At 29.3% G+C, this 20,054-nt stretch carries 20 protein-coding genes; 1 reads left to right on the top strand and 19 read right to left on the bottom strand.

All coding sequences use genetic code 11. From position 1 onward, the window contains the following. Positions 1-69: 69 nt before the first annotated feature. The 12 genes from J1C67_RS12955 to J1C67_RS12900 form a co-directional block, all read right to left on the bottom strand. Complete coding sequence (locus tag J1C67_RS12955; protein WP_167867154.1) at positions 70-618, bottom strand: ANTAR domain-containing response regulator; 549 nt, start codon at positions 616-618, stop codon at positions 70-72. A gap of 21 nt (positions 619-639) precedes the next feature. Next, positions 640-1,971 (bottom strand): type I glutamate--ammonia ligase, encoded by a 1,332-nt coding sequence (glnA, locus tag J1C67_RS12950; RefSeq protein WP_167867155.1) that lies wholly within the window; start codon positions 1,969-1,971, stop codon positions 640-642. 154 nt (positions 1,972-2,125) lie between these two features. After that, complete coding sequence (locus tag J1C67_RS12945) at positions 2,126-2,332, bottom strand: hypothetical protein (protein ID WP_089965320.1); 207 nt, start codon at positions 2,330-2,332, stop codon at positions 2,126-2,128. 126 nt (positions 2,333-2,458) lie between these two features. Then, positions 2,459-3,424, bottom strand: a complete 966-nt coding sequence (locus J1C67_RS12940; RefSeq protein WP_167867156.1) for an ABC transporter ATP-binding protein — start codon at positions 3,422-3,424, stop codon at positions 2,459-2,461. Between the two features lie 3 nt (positions 3,425-3,427). Further along, positions 3,428-4,399, bottom strand: a complete 972-nt coding sequence (locus tag J1C67_RS12935; RefSeq protein WP_089965316.1) for an ABC transporter ATP-binding protein — start codon at positions 4,397-4,399, stop codon at positions 3,428-3,430. A gap of 11 nt (positions 4,400-4,410) precedes the next feature. Continuing rightward, positions 4,411-5,352: an oligopeptide ABC transporter permease gene (gene opp4C, locus J1C67_RS12930; RefSeq protein ID WP_243176822.1), complete on the bottom strand. Its 942-nt coding sequence runs from the start codon at positions 5,350-5,352 to the stop codon at positions 4,411-4,413. A 13-nt stretch (positions 5,353-5,365) separates the two neighbouring features. Further along, a complete protein-coding gene (locus tag J1C67_RS12925) occupies positions 5,366-6,328 on the bottom strand; it encodes an ABC transporter permease (protein ID WP_167867157.1) in 963 nt (320 codons plus the stop codon). 61 nt (positions 6,329-6,389) lie between these two features. Continuing rightward, positions 6,390-8,102 (bottom strand): ABC transporter substrate-binding protein, encoded by a 1,713-nt coding sequence (locus J1C67_RS12920; RefSeq protein WP_167867158.1) that lies wholly within the window; start codon positions 8,100-8,102, stop codon positions 6,390-6,392. 259 nt (positions 8,103-8,361) lie between these two features. Continuing rightward, entirely contained in the window at positions 8,362-9,657 is a 1,296-nt protein-coding gene (locus J1C67_RS12915) for a sensor histidine kinase (protein ID WP_167867159.1), read from the bottom strand. A gap of 21 nt (positions 9,658-9,678) precedes the next feature. Continuing rightward, positions 9,679-10,080 carry a methylglyoxal synthase gene (locus J1C67_RS12910; protein ID WP_167867160.1) on the bottom strand — a complete coding sequence of 134 codons (402 nt, stop codon included), beginning with the start codon at positions 10,078-10,080 and terminating at the stop codon, positions 9,679-9,681. Between the two features lie 278 nt (positions 10,081-10,358). Further along, positions 10,359-11,378: a DUF4179 domain-containing protein gene (locus tag J1C67_RS12905; protein WP_167867161.1), complete on the bottom strand. Its 1,020-nt coding sequence runs from the start codon at positions 11,376-11,378 to the stop codon at positions 10,359-10,361. A gap of 4 nt (positions 11,379-11,382) precedes the next feature. After that, positions 11,383-11,937 carry a sigma-70 family RNA polymerase sigma factor gene (locus tag J1C67_RS12900; protein ID WP_167867162.1) on the bottom strand — a complete coding sequence of 185 codons (555 nt, stop codon included), beginning with the start codon at positions 11,935-11,937 and terminating at the stop codon, positions 11,383-11,385. Positions 11,938-12,380: 443 nt separating this feature from the next. Here J1C67_RS12900 and J1C67_RS12895 point away from each other — a divergent pair, with 443 nt between their 5' ends. Next, a complete protein-coding gene (locus J1C67_RS12895; protein WP_167867163.1) occupies positions 12,381-12,878 on the top strand; it encodes a YcxB family protein in 498 nt (165 codons plus the stop codon). Between the two features lie 220 nt (positions 12,879-13,098). Here the strand turns inward: J1C67_RS12895 and J1C67_RS12890 are convergent, their stop codons facing one another. The 7 genes from J1C67_RS12890 to J1C67_RS12860 all read right to left on the bottom strand — a co-directional run bounded on the left by J1C67_RS12890 (position 13,099) and on the right by J1C67_RS12860 (position 20,042). Next, the gene (locus J1C67_RS12890; protein ID WP_207253499.1) at positions 13,099-14,031 is read right to left on the bottom strand and encodes an IS3 family transposase; all 933 of its coding nucleotides are present in this window, start codon (positions 14,029-14,031) and stop codon (positions 13,099-13,101) included. Beyond that, entirely contained in the window at positions 13,992-14,432 is a 441-nt protein-coding gene (locus tag J1C67_RS12885; RefSeq protein ID WP_167867717.1) for an HTH domain-containing protein, read from the bottom strand. The genes J1C67_RS12890 and J1C67_RS12885 overlap by 40 nt, the downstream gene beginning before the upstream one ends. A 147-nt stretch (positions 14,433-14,579) precedes the next feature. Beyond that, positions 14,580-15,692, bottom strand: a complete 1,113-nt coding sequence (locus J1C67_RS12880; protein WP_167867510.1) for a GTPase — start codon at positions 15,690-15,692, stop codon at positions 14,580-14,582. Positions 15,693-15,706: 14 nt separating this feature from the next. Continuing rightward, positions 15,707-16,420: a Crp/Fnr family transcriptional regulator gene (locus tag J1C67_RS12875; RefSeq protein ID WP_167867509.1), complete on the bottom strand. Its 714-nt coding sequence runs from the start codon at positions 16,418-16,420 to the stop codon at positions 15,707-15,709. A 316-nt stretch (positions 16,421-16,736) separates the two neighbouring features. Beyond that, positions 16,737-18,200, bottom strand: coding sequence for an NADP-dependent glyceraldehyde-3-phosphate dehydrogenase (locus tag J1C67_RS12870; RefSeq protein ID WP_167867508.1), 1,464 nt, complete (start codon positions 18,198-18,200; stop codon positions 16,737-16,739). Between the two features lie 234 nt (positions 18,201-18,434). Next, a complete protein-coding gene (locus J1C67_RS12865; protein ID WP_167867507.1) occupies positions 18,435-19,604 on the bottom strand; it encodes an iron-containing alcohol dehydrogenase in 1,170 nt (389 codons plus the stop codon). Positions 19,605-19,871: 267 nt separating this feature from the next. After that, positions 19,872-20,042, bottom strand: a complete 171-nt coding sequence (locus J1C67_RS12860) for a hypothetical protein (protein WP_167867506.1) — start codon at positions 20,040-20,042, stop codon at positions 19,872-19,874. Positions 20,043-20,054: the final 12 nt, after the last annotated feature.

The raw sequence follows: 20,054 nt of genomic DNA, 5'->3' as shown, positions 1-20,054 counted from the left end.
CCTAAGATAAATTAAGATCAATAATAACATGTATTATTGATCTTAATTCATATTATATCATAACTAATGTTATATTATTTCCTTAGCTACTTCATCCATTTTACGACCAGTCATCATACTGGTTTTTTGAATATATTTAAAGGCTTCATTTTCCGATAACCCCATTGTCTCCATAAGGATTCCTTTTGCTTTTTCTATATTCTTTCTTTCCTCAATTTTACATTCTAAACTTTCAACTTTTTCCTTAAGTTTATGCAATTTCTTTTGACCTTGAAATATCATATCTATTGCATTTCCAAGCACTACTTTGTTTATTGGATTACTTATACAGAACATATCTGTACTTTCTTGTACAAAAGATTTATATGGTTCATTTACAAGTGCAAGGAAGCTACAGGTTTCTGATAAAGCATTATATACTTCATTTATATTCATATCTACTAAGTTATAGCCTATTAAGATTAAACACTCATCATATATTAATGCTCTTCTTATTAACTCACTTCCTGATGTACATACCGCTACAACCTCATAGCCTTCGGTACATAGCATATCTCTAATTTTTTCTGCTTTTTCTAAATTATTTAATGCTACCATCACAACTTGATTAGCCCTCATATAAACCCCATCCAATCAAACTTAATATTGTTTTAAATATTTTTCTACTTCCCACTCATGAACTCTAGTTTTATAATCATCCCATTCTGACTGTTTAGCGTCTACATATTTATCAAAAGTATGCGCTCCTAAAGTTTCACGTACAAGCTTGTTATCTCTCATATATGCAATTGCTTCTTCTAAAGTTCCTGGCAAACTTTCAATTCCATCTGCTTCTCTTTCTGCTTCAGTCATTTCAAATATATTTTTTTCAACACTAGCTGGTGGAACTGAATTATTTTTTATAGCTTCTAGCCCTGCTGATAATAAACAAGCTAATACTAAATAAGGATTTGCACTAGGATCTGGACATCTTAGTTCCACTCTAGTTCCAGCTCCTCTTGAAGCAGGCACTCTAACTAGTGGACTTCTATTTTTTCCAGACCAAGCTATATAAACAGGTGCCTCATATCCAGGTACTAATCTTTTGTATGAATTAACTAATGGATTTGTAATAGCTGACATACCTTTTATATTATTCATCATTCCAGCTATGAAATTATAAGCAATTTTGCTTAATCCATTTTCATCATTTACATCAACAAAAGCATTTTTCCCATCCTTGTTTAATGAAACATTTATATGCATACCAGATCCATTTATTCCAAATACAGGTTTTGGCATAAATGTTGCATGTAACCCATGTCTTTGCGCTACTGTTTTAACAACTAATTTGAAAGTCATTATATTGTCTGCAGTAGTTAATGCATCCCCATATTTAAAATCTATTTCATTTTGTCCTGGTGCTACTTCATGATGAGATGCTTCTATTTCAAATCCCATTTCTTCTAAAATAAGAGACATATCTCTTCTTGCATTTTCTCCTAAATCTATTGGATTTAAATCAAAATATCCAGCATTATCATTTGTTATAGTTGTTGGTTCTCCATTTTCATCAGTATTAAATAAGAAGAATTCACATTCTGGTCCTACATTCATAGTATAACCTAATTTTTCTGCTTCTATTAAAGCTTTTTTCAATATATATCTTGGATCACCTTCAAATGGAGTTCCATCTGGTCTATATACATCACATATTAATCTTGCAACTTTTCCTTGTTGTGGTCTCCATGGAAAAATTACAAAGCTATTTAAATCTGGTCTTAGATACATGTCTGATTCTTCAATTCTAGCAAAACCTTCAATTGAAGATCCATCAAACATACACTGATTATCCAATGCCTTTCCTAATTGTTTATCTGTTATTGCAATGTTTTTTAATGCCCCAAAAATATCTGTAAATTGAAGCCTAATAAACTTAATTCCATTTTCCTCAACTAATTTTATAATATCTTCCTTTGAATACTTAGCCATAATATAAATCCCCCTTAAAATTTTATAGTAAAAAGGCGTGCAACAGAACCCCTTAAAGGTTACTATTGAACGCCTTTGCTCAACTATCTTATTTCTTAATTATATCATTCTATTTACATAAAGCAATATATTTTTTACTTTTATTTTTTATTTCTTATGATCCCCAAAAATATAATATACCTTTTATCACTAAAAAGAATATTATAATTCCTATAAACGCTACCGGTAAAATAATTACGTACTGAGCAATCATTATAGATAACAAATCTTTAAATTTAGGTTTTTCACCCATTTTAACATTTCTCATTAATTCCCTTTGCCTTGTTTTTAGTTCTTCTTTTTTATCATCAAACCTAAACAATTATATCCTCTCCCTTAATTATGTACAATGTATCACATTATCTAAATATCTTTGTAAAATAAATAACAAATCAAGGTATAAACTAAACAACATCTTGACTTGTTATTCTTTTGTGATAACTATGTTTTATACTAAATGGCAAGCAACAAAATGGTCACTACCTACACATTTATATTCTGGAATCTCTTCTTTGCAAATTTCCTTTGCATAAGAGCATCTAGTATGGAATTTACATCCCTTTGGAGGATTTGAAGGGCTTGGAATATCCCCTGTCAATATAATTCTACTCTTTTTTAAAGTTGGATCTGGTACCGGTATTGCTGAAAATAATGCCTGAGTATAAGGATGAAGTGGATTTTTATATATTTCTCCTTTAGGTGCCAGTTCAACCATAGAACCTAAATACATTACTCCAACCTTAGTACTTAAATGTTCAACTACACCTAAATCATGTGATATAAACAAATAAGTAAGTTCTTTTTTTTGCTGCAAATCAGATAAAAGATTTATTATTTGAGCTTGTATAGATACATCCAGCGCAGATACAGGTTCATCTGCCACTACAAAACCGGGGTTTAAAATAAGAGCTCTTGCTATACCAATTCTTTGTCTTTGTCCACCTGAAAATTCATGAGGATATCTATCTATTTGATAATCTGATAACCCACAAATTCTCATAGTTTCAAGAACTAAATCCCTTGATTCGCCTTTTGAAACTAAACCATGATGTATTGCAGCTTCTCCAATACTTTCTCCAAGGGTAAGCCTTGGGTTAAGTGATGAATATGGATCTTGAAAGACTATCTGCATATCAGTTCTTAAATGTCTTAATTCTTTTTTACTTAATTCATCAAGATCTCTACCTTTATATATTACGCTTCCCTCTGTTTTTTCAAGCAGCCTTAAAATTGTTCTTCCAGTTGTGCTTTTTCCACAGCCAGATTCACCAACAATACCTAAAGTTTCTCCTTTGTTAATTTCAAAAGATACTCCATCAACAGCCTTTACATTTCCTATTGTTCTTTGAAAAATTCCTCCCTTTATAGGAAAATATTTTTTAAGTCCTTCTACTTTTAATATAGTTTCGCTCATTAACTATTTCCCCTCCTTATATTTAAAACAAGAAACCTTGTGATTCTCTTCTACTAATTTCAATGTTGGCATACTACTTTTGCACTTATCAAAACAAAATTCACATCTTTCATTAAAGTAGCAATTATCTGGCATATTAATAGGACTAGGTACTTGTCCTTGTATTGAGTATAATTTTTCTTGAACTTTATTTAGTATTGGTTTAGATTTTAATAACCCTATAGTATATGGATGCATTGGATTTTTGAAAATAACATTCACCGGTCCCTCTTCAATTACCTTACCTGCATACATAACAACAACATAATCTGCCATTTCTGCAACAACTCCAAGATCATGAGTTATAAACATTATTGAAGTGTTAAACTTTTCTTTTATATCTCTCATAAGATCTAATATTTGTGCTTGAATAGTAACATCTAATGCAGTAGTTGGCTCATCTGCTATTAACACTTTAGGCTTGCAAGATAATGCCATAGCTATCATTATTCTTTGTTTCATTCCTCCGCTAAGTTCATGTGGATATCTATCTACAATAGTTTCTGCATCTGCTATTCCTACTAATGAAATCATATCTATTGCTGCTTTTCTTGCTTCTTTTTTCTTTAATTTTTGATGCACTATTATAGATTCCATAATTTGTTTTCCTACTGTGAAAACTGGATTTAAAGATGTCATAGGTTCTTGGAATATCATAGAGATATCATTTCCTCTAATTGCTCGCATTTCCGAATCTGACAGTGTTAAAAGATTTTTATTTTCATATAATATTTCGCCCTCTACTATTTCCCCTGGAGAAGCTACAAGTCTCATAAGACTCATTGCAGTAACACTTTTCCCACATCCAGATTCTCCAACTACACATACAACTTCACCTTTTTTTATTTTAAAACTTACATCATTCACAGCTTTAACTGTGCCACCTTCAGTGTAGAAATATGTTTTTAAGTTTTTAAATTCTATTAAATCACTCATGTTATAACCCCCTACTTCTTTAGTTTTGGATCAAGAGCATCTCTTAGCCCATCACCTAACAGATTAATCGCCATAACTGTTAAGAAAATACAAACACCTGGTGGTACCCAAAGCCAAGGTCTTTCCATTAAATCTGCAAAATTATTTACTGATTGTATCATGTTTCCCCAAGAAGCATTTGGAGGTGCAACTCCCATTCCAAGATAACTTAATGCAGATTCAGTCATTATTGCTCCACCAATACCAAGTGTTGCTGAAACTATAATAGAAGGCACCACATTTGGTAATAAATGTTTGAATATTTTTCTAGAATCTGTTAACCCAAGAGCTTCTGCTGCTTGCATAAATTCCTGTTCTCTAAGTGATAATATTTGACCTCTTACTAATCTCGCTATTGTTGGCCAAGATAATATACCTATAATAAACATAACAAAAAATATTCTTTTATTAGGATCTACATCTAGATCAGATAGCATTGCTCCTAATATAATAAGTATTGGTAAAAATGGTATGCATAAAAATATATCAACAATTCTCATTATTATGCTATCTACAATTCCACCATAATATCCAGCAATTGCTCCTAGTATTCCACCTATAGCTATTTCAATAATTACAGCTACAAACCCAACTAATAAAGATACTCTACCTGCATACATAAGCCTTGTTAAAATATCTCTACCTATAAGATCTGTACCAAACCAATGTGCAAAGCTTGGTGGTTGTTTTTTCATAGCAAAATTCATTGTTTCTTGTTCATACGGTGTTAGAATTGGACCAACAACACAAAATAAAATCATAATTATTAATATTCCAAAGCCCACCATAGCTAGTTTATTTTTTTTAACTCTCATTAAAACTAACATTTCTGGAGAATGTACCTTCTCAACTTTAATTTTTTCAACTTCATTATTTTCTTTTTTATATATATTTTTTTTCTTTTTCATATCCATGTTTGTCTCCCCCTTACTTCAGTCTTATTCTTGGATCAACTAAAGCATAAGAAATATCTGCAATTAAACTTCCCGCTAAGGTAAGCATGGCCATAAGCATGTTAAAAGCCATTAAAAATGGATAATCTCTAGCATTTAAGCAATCAAAAGCAACTTTTCCAATTCCAGGCCAAGCAAAAATAGTTTCTGTAATCATTGCTCCCCCAAATAATCCCGGAAGTGAAAGTCCAAGTATTGTAACTATAGGTATTAAAGCATTTCTTAAAGCATGTTTATAAATTACTACAGATTCCTTTAACCCTTTTGACCTTGCTGTTCTTATATAATCTTGTCTTATAACCTCAAGCATACTTGTTCTTGTATATCTCATTAAAGAACCAACTTGTACTACTGTCAAAACTATAAATGGTAATAACATATGATATATAACATCAAAGAAATGTTTAATTCCAACTGTTGAGCTACCTGTTTTTGTCATTCCCCCAACTGGGAATATAGGTAAATCAAAGGCTAATACTTTTATTAGCATAAGTGCTAAGAAAAATGCTGGCAAAGATATTCCTATAAGTGCTATAACCGTGAAAAAACCATCAACAAATGAATATTGTTTTGTAGCTGATACTATTCCTATTGGCACTGCTATTATTATACTTGCTATAAATGCGGATATTGCTAATATAAACGAATTCCAAACATAAGTATCTATAACCTTTACAACTGGTTGTTGGAATTTTAATGAATATCCAAAATCCCCCGAAAAAGATTTTGTAAGCCAACTAATATATCGTTGTGGTACAGGCTTATCCAGTCCCATACTTTCTCTAAGTTCTATTTTTTTAGCTTCAGTCATATTTGACCCAGCCTTACCATCAACATAATCCCCCGGTGCAAGAGAAATTACAACAAATATAATAATAGAAACCCCAAGTAAAACAGGGATCATTTGAAGAAGTCTTCTTCCAATATAGGTAAACATTCTTTTGTCCTCCCTTTATTTAATATGCTCAGCCTTAAGGCTGAGCATATTAATTTTAAAATTATTCTAATGTTAACTTGTTAAGACTGTATGTGAAATTCTTATACGGAGTTATTTGATTTTCAAATCCTTTAACTCTTGAATTAACAGCCCACATATCTCTTCTTTGATACATAAATATATATGGAAGTTCTTTATTTATTAATTCATAAACATCTGCATATATCGCTTTTCTTTTTTCTGTATCTGTTTCTTGTAATCCCTTTAAGAACAATGCATCAAGCTCAGGATTTGAATATCCAGTTTTATTTTGAGCTCCACCCGTTCCAAGTATTCCTGTATTATCTATTTTAGGAGTTAAGCCCCAAGCCATAAAGAACATTTGTGCTTTACCACTAGTTACTTGTTCTCTTACTGCATTAAAGTCCATTTGTTCTGCTTCAAATTTAATTCCAATTTCTTGGTAGTTAGCTTGAGCAACTGGTATAATTGCATCATTTACATCATTTGGTGTACTTGCTGTGAATTTTATCTCCAATTTTTTTCCATCCTTTTCTCTTATTCCATCAGATCCAACTTTCCAACCAGCTTCATCTAATAACTTACCAGCTTTTTCTTTGTCAAATTCATAGTCATTTTTAGGTTTACTATATGCCCATGATTCTTTTGATTGTGGCACATTTATAACATCTGCATATCCACCAGCATAAACAGCTTCAACAATTTCTTTTCTGTTTAAGCCATATGTTAACGCCTGTCTTACTTTAACGTCAGTGAATTTTTCATCTTTCATATTAAAACCAATATATCCATATCCATTAGTTGGGAATACATGAAGATCTAAGAACCCTGCTTCTTGCAATTTACCAACATTATCTTGGTTAACAGTAACCATATCCATATCAATTTCACCAGTTTGTAACATTTGAATTCTAGTAGTTTCTGAAGTTACTTTGTAAATTAAGTTAGGAATTTTAACTTTTCCTAAATAATAATTTTCATTAGCTACTAAATCAACTTCTTGACCCGGTTTATTTTCAACAAATTTATAAGCTCCGCAACCTAAAGGTTTTGCATGTAAATCCTTTATATAATTAAGATGTCCTTGTGTGTAGCCTTTACCATAATATGCTTTTGAAAGTATTTGTGCTGTAAAATCATATATGGCATCCGCATTTACTTCTTCTAAAGTAAATTCAATATTTTTATCATCTACAACTTTTATACCTTCTATAGTAGATGCAGTACCTTCTTTATAAGCCTTAGCTCCTTTTATTTTTGTTGTATTTACAAAATCTGCAACACCATCATATTCTTTATCACAGCCTGCAGTAAAAGTAAATGCAACATCTTCAGTTGTTAATGGTGTTCCATCATCAAATTTTAATCCGTCTCTTAATTTAAATGAATAAGTTTTCCCATCCTCTGATATTTTATAACTTTCAGCTAAAGCTTCTACCGGTAGCCCTTTTTCATCTGGTGCTATCATACCTGTAAACATACTTTCCATAATATAGATATCATATGCTGATTCTGAATAAAGTGGATTAAATATCCCTTCAGGTGCATTAATACCAATTACTAAAGTATCCTTTCTATCTGTTGCAAGAGATACATTTTTAGATGAATCAGTTGCCTTAACATAGCCCTCAACTGGTCCACTTTTTACCTCAGCTGGTGTCTTTTCTGTGGTTTTGCCCTTTCCACCACAGCCTCCAAGCACTAACATACAACTTAACGCTACAGTTAGTATTGAAATTAATTTTTTCTTCATAAATTCGTCCCCCTCTTATTGCCTTTTTTTACATTTATAATATAAAGCTATTATTTTACTATTATACATCATTATTCCTATTTTATACATATGTATTTTCTTATTAGAGGTAATTATTGTATAAGTTTATACATTTGTTATTTTTTAACGGTATTTATTGATAAATTGTTAATTTTTCCAAATAATTAAAGTAAAAAAATTCATAGTGTTATATAACTCTGATTTTTTTATTTCTTTCGAAGTTTATTTTATGACTTTTTCATGAATATACATCTGAGAATTCTATATTTATTATTTGTATTCTAGAATCTTCTGATTTAAAGCACTTTTTTTCTACTTCCTCACAAATAATGTTGCAAGGTAAGTCTATTACAAACCTTGTCCCCTCTATATAACTACTATCTATTATTATTTTCCCATTATGCATTTCTACAAAAGATTTGACAAGGGACAATCCTATTCCACTACCTTCATTACTTCTTGATAAAGACTTGTCAACTTGTACAAATCTCTCAAATACATCCTTTTGATTTTCCAAGGGAATTCCTATCCCTGTATCTGTTACCGATATTTGTATTCCACTATTTTTCCCCACTATTTCAACCTTAATTTCTCCACCCTTTGGTGTAAATTTAATTGCATTAGACATTAAATTTAATATTATTCTCTCTATTTTATCATTATCACAAAAAGTGTATTTTTCTTCTATATTAGTATCAAAAATAAGGCTAATTTCTTTTTCTTCTGCAAAATCCTTAATTGATAGCGTAATATCCTCTACTATGCTTACTATATTATGGTTGCATACCTGCAACTCTAGATATCCATCTTCAGATTTAGTTATATCAATTAAATTATTTATTAACCTTATTAGCCTAAAACTATTTTGTCTTATTGTTTTTATATATTTATTAATTTTATTTTTAGATAATTCATTGTAATCATTATTTGATATTTCTACTAATTTAAGAGCAGATACAATTAACGTAAGTGGTGTTCTTAGTTCATGAGATAAATTTGCAAAAAACTCTGTTCTTATTTCATTATAGTGTTGTAACTCATTTAAAATTCTTTTATTTTCTTCTGATTTTTTCTTATATGTTATATCTCTACCTATTACCCCTATTCCTTTTCTGCTTCCATCTATATTATATAAAGGTACCTTTATAACATCAAAAGTTTGATATGTTCCATCCCTAAGTTTAAAAATTTCCTCTACTATTTTAATATTTCCATTTTCCCAAATTTTTTTATCTGTCTCATAACATACACGAAATTCATCTTCTTTATCTGGAATAAGTTTCATTAAATCTAAATCAGTCTTTCCTATAATAGGCTCTTTTGCATTAATAATATCTTCCAAAGTTTTATTAACTTCAACCCATTTGCCTTTTGAATCCTTATACCCAATAATATCTGGTGAAGAGTTTATTATAGTTTTAAGGATTTCTTTTTGATCATCTATAGTTTTTCTATCTATTAACAAATATAATATTATTATTATATTGATCAATATTATTGTTACGTAAATTACATGTGTGTTTAACCACTCCATTTAATACCTCCTTGAAAACTTCTAGTATGACTTAATAATATTAGAATTTAATATACAATCTGCTGAAGATTTATTCATAGCTACTGGTATATTATATAAAACAGCTATTCTAAGCAGTGCTTTTATATCCGAATCATGAGGCTGTGATGTTAATGGATCCCAAAAGTAAATCATAAAATCAACCTCTCCATTAACTATACATGTACTAATTTGTTGATCCCCCCCCATCATTCCACTTTCATATTTCTTTACATCTAACCCGATTTTCTCTTCAAGCAATATAGCAGTACTCTCAGTACCACATAAAGTATGATTTTCTAATATACATTTATTTTTATAAGCCCAATTAATTAAATCTAACTTCATATTATCATGAGCAATTAACGCTATTTTTCTAGCTTTAACCTTTGTAAATTTATCCATTTTATTATCTCCTTATATATTATTTTTTAAATCTAAATCAATTTTTTTCAACCCCCGACTTTGTAATTATATCATAATATCGCATTATTTTACATATTTATATATTAAATTCCTTCTTTTTAAAATATATCCATAAAATCTTTTTCTTTAATCTCTTATACAAACAAAAAAAACTATACCTTACTTAAAAGCTATAGTCATTTTTTGATTTATTTTATAAATCCAGTTCTATTTATCATCTCTAAACAAATAACAATATATTTGAATCTCCACAAATTCTAATTTAACTCTATTGTAAATGATTCCCCAACCTGTTTAAAATCATCACTCATTCTTCCACTTTCTTTTGGAAATTCTACTGCATAAGCAGTAAGTGTTAAAGATTTTGCTTCAGTTGAAAGAGGCCCATCTAAATCATATCTAGTTAACATCCCCTTATCCTCAGATGAATTTCTACTGTAAAATTCAACTTTATTTCCTAAATCATCTGTTCCTACTAATTTTATATCATAGGTATTCCCTTTCGATGTCTTTGAATAATAAATCTTTTGACCTACTGAATTACTTGTATATTTTTTTATAGTAACCTCTCCATTATCAAGTATAAATTTATTATCCATCTCAATTATTTGAGTATCTAATACTAACTCATCACCATTTGTTTTAAATTCAAATTTCCATGTACCTTTTGTAGTAGAATCCCCCGACCTTACATCTGTATACAGAATTTTAACATCTAAATCTCCACTAAACTTACTTCCATCTAATGTATGAGTCATAACCTGCTCCACAGTATAATCATCTATTTTTTTACTACCGCCACCAGCTGCTAACCCTACTGATTTTCCATTTATATATACCTTTCCACTTGCAATCATTCCAAGTACATCTATCTTTTTATCATTACTTTTTAATGTTGATGAAACTATTAACTCATTTCCATCTAAAACAACTTCATTTAATTGCATAGTTATTCCCTTATTGGTTACCGATTTATCTACCACCGTTTTATACTCTTCCAAATCATTTTCAATTCCCAGTCTACTTGCTATGTCAGATCCTATTATATTTATACTAGCTAACACTTGATTTCCAGGATTAGTACCAAACAACCCCACCATTAACCCTATTGCTACTGTAGCTGCTATTTTACTTTTTTTATAATTCTTCTTTTTCTTTATTGAATTTCTAAAGTTTTTTTTCATTTTTCCTTTTTCAATATCATTAAATTCCTCTTTTTTATAATCTTTTAAGTTTATATCACTATTGTTTAAAATATCATATATATTTTCATCCATACTATTACCCTCTACTTTCTATAGTTTTAAATAAAGTCTTAATTTTATTTTTACCTCTAGATATCCTATTGTAAATAACATCTCTCTTCATACCTGTTTCTTTCGTTATATTATCAATTTCCTGCTCCTCAACATAAAGTTTAAAAAACAAATCTCTATCTTGTTTTTTTAAACAATTAAGCAATTCTTGTGTTTCTTCATTTAATTCATTAGCTGTAATTTCATCATGAATGCTATCTTCAACGCTTATATTTAAATCATCTATATTGTCATACTCCAAATGCTTTAAATACTTTCTTTTATAATCTATAGACTTATACTTTGCTATTCCTGCTAACCAATTTTTAAATTCGCTTCTTTCCACATCAAATTTATCTATATTAGTCCAAATTCCTAAAAGTATATCGTTTATACATTCATCTTGGCTACTTTGTAGACTATATAAATGCTTTTGCACAATAGATTTAATTATCCAACCATAATTATCTATAACATAATCTAAAGCTTTTTCATTACCCTTCTTTATCTCAAAAATAAAGTTCTCCTCTACTATCTTCATTTTATCTCCTCTCTTCATGCAAGCTTGCGCGTAGTATATTTTTTCATCCTACACTTAATACTTCGTTTTATATATTAAGTAATCTATCAAGAATATATTTTTTTACCATTATTTCTTGAAAACTCTTTGAATGTCCCTTAGCCACTAAAAAAACAAATTAAAAAATCTCATAATAACAATAAGCCTTTTTAATTTGTTTCTATTTATTCATATTATTTACTATCAATTATTCGCTTGAATCGTTGCATATAACGTTCATCTAAACTAGCATGTTCATAATTTCATAAATACTATTTAAGCAGTATATTATTATAATGTCTTTATATAATCATGCATTTTATTGGAAATTATGTTATAATTATCACCTAATATAACATAATTTAATGAACAAATGTAAATTATTATAAGTTAGTTAGCAATTTTTTAAAAGGAGAGAATTTTATATGTTTGAAACTACCGGAATAATCAATGATGAGCTGGTAAAGTCATTAAAAAAATATTTAGTACCATCTAAATTAAAGAATTTGATTAAAATAATGGTTATTATATGCGTTCTATTAGGATTAATAAACATTTTTATAAGTAGAGTACGTGTAGTTATATTCTTTTTGGTAGCTGGTATTTTTATTGCAGAATATTTTTATATTATCAATAAGGTTTACAACACATGTATGCAACGAATGAAAGAAACTGTTGGTAAAAGTGAAACTAATTACAGAGTATATTTTGATGAAGCAGGTGCGATAGTAAATAATTTAGACACTGGAGCAAAATCCCATATGAAATATGATATATTTGTAAGATTTGCAGAAACTCCTAATGTGTATGCTATTTTTACAAAATCCAATCAGTTTATTATCCTATTTAAAAATTGCTTAGATGAAGGACAAGTGAATGAGTTTAAAATATTTATAAAAGGAAAGTGTAAAAATTTTAAATAAATTTTGATCTAGATAAAAATTTAATACCAATTAATTTCAACAAAAAACTGCAATAAAGGTTTAAAGTGGTCCCTATGTCAAGGACAGTTAGAAAAAAACGCCTAAAAAATGAATTGGAATATTTTTCATGGAAGATGTATGACAAGAAAGCACTGGTATTATACCGTTTGTAGGTATTTACCAGTGCTTTAAATTATATTAATATATAAAATTAGTTTAGCTAGATTTTAATCGGATATTCACCGGTTTCTAGATATTCGTAGTATTTATTTGGTGATAGCTTGGCCAAATTCCATTGATATCTATTGTTATTGTAATAATCAATATAATTATCAGTTTCTTGTTTCAGTAGATTAAATGTGTTGCATTTTCCAAGGTGAATTTCATCTTTCATATGTCCGAAGAAGGATTCTTGTGGGGCATTGTCCCAACAATTACCTCTTCGAGACATCGATTGTCTAATTTCTTGCTTTGATATAATCTCTTGAAATTTAACGCTAGTATAATGGCAACCTTGATCTGAGTGAATTAGAGTTTCGCTTGTCAGAGAAATGCCATGTTCACGAATAAGTATATGTACAGTTTCTAATACAAAATCTATTTCTAGAGATTCACTTAGAACATATGCTAGAATTTGCTTTGTATAAGCATCCAGAATAGTTGAAAGATATGCTCTTTGACTATTGGCATAAGATATATATGTAATGTCTGTTAATAAGACCATTCTTGCCCCATAGTTAGTGAATTCTCTATTTAATAAATTTTCAGCAACATTATTAGTTTTTAGGGCCTTTGCCATTCGGCGGTACGGGTTTGCTTTTCTAATAGGACATGTTAAATTAAATTTTTTCATCAATCTACTTATTTTCTTGATGTTCATACGTACCCCAGTATTTAGAAGCCTCATGTAAATACCACGTTTACCTTTGTCATATCCACGAAACTGATAAGCAGCTAATATAATCTCAAAATCTTTTCTATCTTCTTCCTCTTTTTTATTTCTATGATCTTTAGAAGATAACCAATTATAATAACCTGATCTAGATACCCCTGCATATTCACAGAGCCAACTAATATTTAATAAATTATTATTCCGTGAAAGCATTTGCTGAATTATTTTGAATTTTTCTTCTGTTTTAGCTTGAACTTCCATTGCGCCTCCCGATTTATAAAATTCATTTTTTTTAGAAACTCATTTTCTTGTTTTAGATATCTAACTTGATGTTTGAGACGTGTAATTTGTTCATCAGGTGTCAAATGTTTTGTAGCTAATCGTCCAGAGGTTTCCTTCCTTAAGTCACTAAAACCTTCTTGTCGTTTTCCCATACTTAGAAATCGGCGCGATAAATTATCAACTCTCTGTTTTCCTAAAGCCTTAACATCAAATCCTGCATTCCGTAGTATTTCTAATGGCATTTTCCCGGTATTATATTCAGAAACATAATACTCCTTAAATTCATCTGTATAAGTAATAGCTTTATTACTAGCTTTTTTTACAAATGGATTTACTGATAAATCTTTCAATTGTTCATCTGTAAAATAGATTCTTCCCATAACTACAATCCTCCTTTAAAATATTTTACAATAAAAAAAGACCCTATAAAATAGAGTCAGTTAAATAAATGTTTAGCACTTTTTTTCTAACTGTCCATTCTATAGGTACCAGTTTAGTTATACATTTATTGCAGTTAATTTTTTGAATTATTTTCTATTTTTGAAATGTTTTTTCAATTCATTATACATCATTTCTGATATCTCTTCATTTTTTGTTACTTTGCCTTCATATTGATTTCCTGCTACTCTTTTCATAACTTCTATATATGAAAATGCCAATGCAGTAGTTAATACGCTTGCTGTACCGCCACTTATTACTCCCCCAATTATTGTACCCGCTCCTGGTATAAACTTTATTATATTTGCAACTAAAGTCTTACCCGCTATCGTTGCCCCTGCAATTCCTCCAACACCTGATGATACTGCTACAAGCAAATCTTTATCCACTTTAACACCAAAAATCGTAGTTATATGTGCTAACATTCCAACCTGTCCTGGAATTAATATAGCAGAATCTGAAAATGGAATAGGTGAAAATCCTATACCAAATGAAGTACCTATATATCCTAATGCCCATTTTGTAGCTTCGTCTACTTTCTTTTTTAAGTCTACCTTCTGGGCATTATTAAAAGCCCGTCTTATTCCTTGCGGCAAAACCTGATAGGTCTTTTCTACTAGCTCTTCTAGTCCATTCCTTGGTAATTCTATAGTTCCAAATTTTATAGGTTCAGCTAATATTCTTTGTATACCTCTTATATTTAAATTCATATTATCAATATATTTTTCTAATTCCTTTGCATTATCACTAAAATTTTGAGTTAATACTATAATTACTGGTATTTTCCCTGATAACTCCTTTATCCATTCAATTTCAAATTCCTCTATTCTATTTGAAGCTGCATTAATACAGTACCATACAATATGTATTAGATTTTCAGAATTAATATCACGACTTTTATGTATTCTATCTATTTCTGCATTAATATCAGCTCTTACACTTTTCTGAACTAGAGGGTTTAATTCTAATCCCCTGCTATCATATAAGTTTATAGGAACTCCTTCCTTAGTGATTTTCTTCAAATGTTTTGTAACTGGTTTTCCTATTCCAGTTTCAGCTAAGTTTTCCCTAAATATATTATTTATCAATGTACTTTTACCAACACCAGTTTTTCCAATTAACATAATATTAGCTGGTGATATATTTTTATTTTCTTCATTTATTTTATTAAACAAGTCATTTATAAAATTATAATTATCCATTTAAAACAGCTCCCTTATATCATTAATAATTCTAATGATTCTACATTTTTAATTACAATCTTCTTTGTTCCTATAATCTCTAATATTCCTTCTCTCTCTAAATATGTTAGCTTTCTACTTAATGTTTCTCTTGCTATACCACAATAATTAGCCATTCCTTCTCTATTTAGCGGTAAATCTATTTCTATTTTGCCATTGCTTCCTTTTCCATATTTATCTGCAAATTCTAAAAGCATACAACCAATTCTTGCTTCTGGATCATTACTAGATAAACTTTTAGTTAGATTTTCTACTTCTACTAACCTTTTACTTAATTCAGCTAGAAGTTTTAAACATATTGATGGGTTATCATATAAAATACCTTCTAAATCTTTTCGAGAAATAGTACATAGTTGAGTATCTTTAACAGTTATTGCAGATACATTACTTTCAATTGTATTACCTAATATATTACTTTCTCCAAAAAAGTCTCCAACCGTTAATACATTAATTATTTGTTCTTTACCTTCTCCTGTATTTTTAGTTATTTTCACTATACCATCACTTATTATAAAAAGTTTAGAAACTAAATCTCCTTCTAAAAATAAAGTTTCTCCTTTTTTTAGACACATATCTTGACTTATCTCTACTACTCTATTTAGTTCATCAGAGGAAAGCGAATCAAATATTGGTATTTCTTGAGCATATAATCTAGTTGAACATCTTTCACCACAATAATTATTTTCCAAAATATCTTCCTCCTTAAATTAGAATCTTCACAACTTTAGGTTCTTGCCAAAAAATAATAGACCAATTTACTAGTCTACTTTTTTAAATACCTTAAATTAATCTGTATTAATATTTAATACTAATATTCTTCATTCAATAATACAACTCATTATTTATGATTTCAATGATATTTAGCTTTCCTAATAAAATTCTTTCATTTTAAATTATTTTATTACAAATAAAAATACCCCCTTATAAAAGTATGTATTAGTAGTTTATAACTATACATCCTCTGCAAGGGAGTTCTTCATCTTCTATTCATTTAAGCTATAATATTTATCTTTCTCTTAAATTTATTACAGTAGCCTTAGGTCTAGACATAGATTCAATTGAATATCTTATTCCTTGAGTTCCCATACCTGATGATTTTACTCCTAAGAATGGAAAATGATCTGGACCTCTTTCAGTTTTATTATTTACTTGAACTGTTCCCACCTCTAATTTATCTGCTACATAAAATGCATTATCAATATTTTCTGTAAATATTGAACTTTGAAGTCCATATTCTGATCTATTAGCTATTTCTATAGCTTCATCCATATCCTTAACTCTTATAATTGGAAGTACTGGTCCAAAAGGTTCCTCCCATGCAAGTCTCATATCTGTTGTTACATTATCAAAAAGTGTTGGGTAAATTAAGTTACCTTCTCTATTTCCTCCTATAACTAAATCTGCTCCCTTTTCCCTTGCATCTTCTATTAACTCACAAACAAAATCTGCTGCTTTAGAGCTAATAAGTGGTACAACATCCGCATCCTTTACTAATGGATTTCCTACAGTAATCTTCTCTATTTTTTCTTTTAATTTCTTTACTAATTCATCTGCCAATTTATCTACTACTAAAACTCTCTTTACCGCTGTACATCTTTGTCCTGAATATGAATATGCACCAGCTATAATATTATTTGCAGTTAATTCTAAATCAGCATCCTCTAAAACTATAGCCGCATCCTTACCACCTAACTCCATTAAAAGTGGCACCATACTAGTAATTTTAGAAATTCTTTTCCCTACTTCTGTACTACCTGTAAAGTTTATAAAATTTATTCCTTTATGAGTAGTAATATAATCTCCAATTTCACTACTTCTTCCTGTAATTGTATTTAATACTCCACTTGGAACTCCTGCTTGTTGAAAAATTCTTGCTAAGTGTAATCCACTTAAACTTCCTTGTGTTGAAGGTTTTAACACAACTGAGTTTCCTGCCATTAATGCTGGTGCTATTTTAGAAGCTGCTAAATTTATAGGATAATTAAATGGTGATATAGCAAGTACAACTCCTAACGGTTCTCTTTTTACAATTGATATTTTATTATTCTTAAACCCTGGGAAGCTATCCCCTGGAATACTTTCACCAGTTAAGTTTTTAGCAGTATCCGCTGTAAACTTTATAAAATCTGCTGTTCTTGATATTTCTGATTTACAACTTTTCCTATCTTTCGCAATTTCCATCATCATAACTTCTGCTAATTCATCTATATTTTCTAATAAAAGCTCTGCTGCCTTATATAATATTTCCGCTCTTTTACTTATTGTTACGCTATTCCACTTCTTTTGAGCCTCTTTAGCAGTTTTCATTACTAAATCTACATCTTCCTTTGTCATAGCTGGAACTCTACCTAATAATGAATTATCTAGTGGTGAATTTACATCTATAAGGTTAGAACTTATACCATCAATCCACTCTCCATTTATTAAATTTTTAAAACCTCTATTTTCATCTTTTATATAATTAAACATATTATAATTTCCTCCTCAGTAATCAAAATTTATAAGCACTATAGCTTTACAAATTTGTTTTAAATACTTTTTATTATTTGTTCTCTTTTAACTTATGATTTTATTATACTTTTAAAGATATTAAAAAAATGTGATTAGAGTCATTTTTTAAAAGTTTCTTATTTTATTTTAACCACAAAAACCCACCACAATACATTTCTGTATTGTGGTGGGTTTCATAGTACTGTATCCTTATTATTTAATAGCTAATTTATAAATATTAAGTACATCTTCTTTGTTTAACTTAACAAAGTTTCCAACTGTACCATTTTCAGTTCTTTTTTCTGCCATTTCTTCTAATCTATCATCTGAAATATTAGCATCTTCTAAAGTAACTGGTAATCCTATTTCTTTAAAGAAATTCTTTAAAGCTTCTATTCCTTTTAATGCAGTTCCTTCTAAATCTTTTAGATCTATTTCTACATCAAAAACTCTATTTGCAAATTGAGCAAATCTATTTATATCATGCTTATAAACATATTTCATCCAAGCTGGGAATATTATAGCAAGGCCTGCACCATGAGCTATATCATATATTCCACTTAACTCATGTTCTATATCATGGCTTGCCCAATCTCCAATTCTACCCATACTTAAAGAATCATTATGAGCAATAGTTCCCGATAACATTATTTCAGCTCTTGCTGCATAATCATTTCCATTTTCTAATACCTTCTTAGCATTTTCAATTATATTTTTCATAGCGCCTTCACAAAGTCTATCTGTTAAGCCTACATTTTCTACATTTGTAAAATATCTTTCTAAAATATGAGCAAACATATCACAAGCTCCACAAGCTGTTTGATAATCTGGTAATGTATATGTTAATTCAGGGTTCATTATTGCAAATTGTGGTCTCATAGTTCTATCTCCTGTTGATCTTTTATATCCACCATCTTCATTAGTTATAACAGTTCCACCACTTGTTTCACTTCCAGCTGCTGGTATAGTTAAAACTACCCCTAAAGGTACACATGAACCTTCAAAGTTTTTTCCTTTTTCAAATAAGTCCCATACATCTCCATCATAATTTGCTCCAAGAGATATAGCCTTTGCAGAATCTATTACACTTCCGCCACCTACTGCTAAAATAAAATCTATTTTATTTTCTCTTACCAGTTTAATTCCTTCTCTTACTAATGATAACCGAGGGTTAGGTTTAACCCCTGAAAGCTCAATAAATTCTACATTAGCTTCCTTTAAAGAAGTAACTATTTTTTCATATAGCCCACTATTTTTTATACTTCCTCCACCATAATGCATAAGTATTTTGTTTGAAAATTTCTTAACCTCTTGTCCAACAGTTAATTCTTTATCCTTACCAAATATAAGTTTTGTATAGTTTTCAAAATTGAAATTTATCATTTTAATCTTCTCCTCCTAATTAACTATTTTATTTAATGTAATCGTATTTCCTTTTAAATTATTATATCACATTATTATAATTTTATATTGGCTTGATTTTTTTTTATTAAAATATTTATCTGATAAAGATAATTTATTAGTGAAATAAAAAAAGCCTTGTACCTAGGTTATTTCCTAAGTACGAGACTACTTTACTAATAAGCAATGATTGACTTTAAAAAGACTTTTTAAAGTCTTATATTAGATTTATGTTTAGAACTTTATTTTCTATAATATTTTATTTATCTTCTTTACCACAATATCTTTTCCTTCTTTTGAAAACATATATTGCACTTCATTCACAACAGCAATATCCTCATCTATTTCCCCTATTTCATTTGCTATTTGAATAACCATTGCTTTTTCAAGAATTTCAAAGTCTCCTTCAAATTTAATCATAATTTTTCCTCC

It is taken from the genome of Clostridium gasigenes (genome assembly GCF_017348895.1).
Lineage (GTDB): Bacteria > Bacillota > Clostridia > Clostridiales > Clostridiaceae > Clostridium > Clostridium gasigenes.
This window is presented reverse-complemented; position numbering and strand designations above follow the sequence as displayed.

What these genes read in the sequence shown, in the direction of transcription:
- J1C67_RS12905 (WP_167867161.1), bottom strand. Translation starts at nt 11,378, where the DNA reads ATGGATGAAAATATATATGATATTTTAAACAATAGTGATATAAACTTA.
- J1C67_RS12870 (WP_167867508.1), bottom strand. Translation starts at nt 18,200, where the DNA reads ATGTTTAATTATATAAAAGATGAAAATAGAGGTTTTAAAAATTTAATA.
- J1C67_RS12885 (WP_167867717.1), bottom strand. Translation starts at nt 14,432, where the DNA reads ATGGGAAGAATCTATTTTACAGATGAACAATTGAAAGATTTATCAGTA.
- J1C67_RS12900 (WP_167867162.1), bottom strand. Translation starts at nt 11,937, where the DNA reads ATGAAGATAGTAGAGGAGAACTTTATTTTTGAGATAAAGAAGGGTAAT.
- J1C67_RS12860 (WP_167867506.1), bottom strand. Translation starts at nt 20,042, where the DNA reads ATGATTAAATTTGAAGGAGACTTTGAAATTCTTGAAAAAGCAATGGTT.
- opp4C (WP_243176822.1), bottom strand. Translation starts at nt 5,352, where the DNA reads ATGGATATGAAAAAGAAAAAAAATATATATAAAAAAGAAAATAATGAA.
- J1C67_RS12865 (WP_167867507.1), bottom strand. Translation starts at nt 19,604, where the DNA reads ATGATAAATTTCAATTTTGAAAACTATACAAAACTTATATTTGGTAAG.
- J1C67_RS12895 (WP_167867163.1), top strand. Translation starts at nt 12,381, where the DNA reads ATGTTTGAAACTACCGGAATAATCAATGATGAGCTGGTAAAGTCATTA.
- J1C67_RS12925 (WP_167867157.1), bottom strand. Translation starts at nt 6,328, where the DNA reads ATGTTTACCTATATTGGAAGAAGACTTCTTCAAATGATCCCTGTTTTA.
- J1C67_RS12920 (WP_167867158.1), bottom strand. Translation starts at nt 8,102, where the DNA reads ATGAAGAAAAAATTAATTTCAATACTAACTGTAGCGTTAAGTTGTATG.
- glnA (WP_167867155.1), bottom strand. Translation starts at nt 1,971, where the DNA reads ATGGCTAAGTATTCAAAGGAAGATATTATAAAATTAGTTGAGGAAAAT.
- J1C67_RS12910 (WP_167867160.1), bottom strand. Translation starts at nt 10,080, where the DNA reads ATGGATAAATTTACAAAGGTTAAAGCTAGAAAAATAGCGTTAATTGCT.
- J1C67_RS12935 (WP_089965316.1), bottom strand. Translation starts at nt 4,399, where the DNA reads ATGAGTGATTTAATAGAATTTAAAAACTTAAAAACATATTTCTACACT.
- J1C67_RS12915 (WP_167867159.1), bottom strand. Translation starts at nt 9,657, where the DNA reads ATGGAGTGGTTAAACACACATGTAATTTACGTAACAATAATATTGATC.
- J1C67_RS12880 (WP_167867510.1), bottom strand. Translation starts at nt 15,692, where the DNA reads ATGGATAATTATAATTTTATAAATGACTTGTTTAATAAAATAAATGAA.
- J1C67_RS12890 (WP_207253499.1), bottom strand. Translation starts at nt 14,031, where the DNA reads ATGGAAGTTCAAGCTAAAACAGAAGAAAAATTCAAAATAATTCAGCAA.
- J1C67_RS12955 (WP_167867154.1), bottom strand. Translation starts at nt 618, where the DNA reads ATGAGGGCTAATCAAGTTGTGATGGTAGCATTAAATAATTTAGAAAAA.
- J1C67_RS12940 (WP_167867156.1), bottom strand. Translation starts at nt 3,424, where the DNA reads ATGAGCGAAACTATATTAAAAGTAGAAGGACTTAAAAAATATTTTCCT.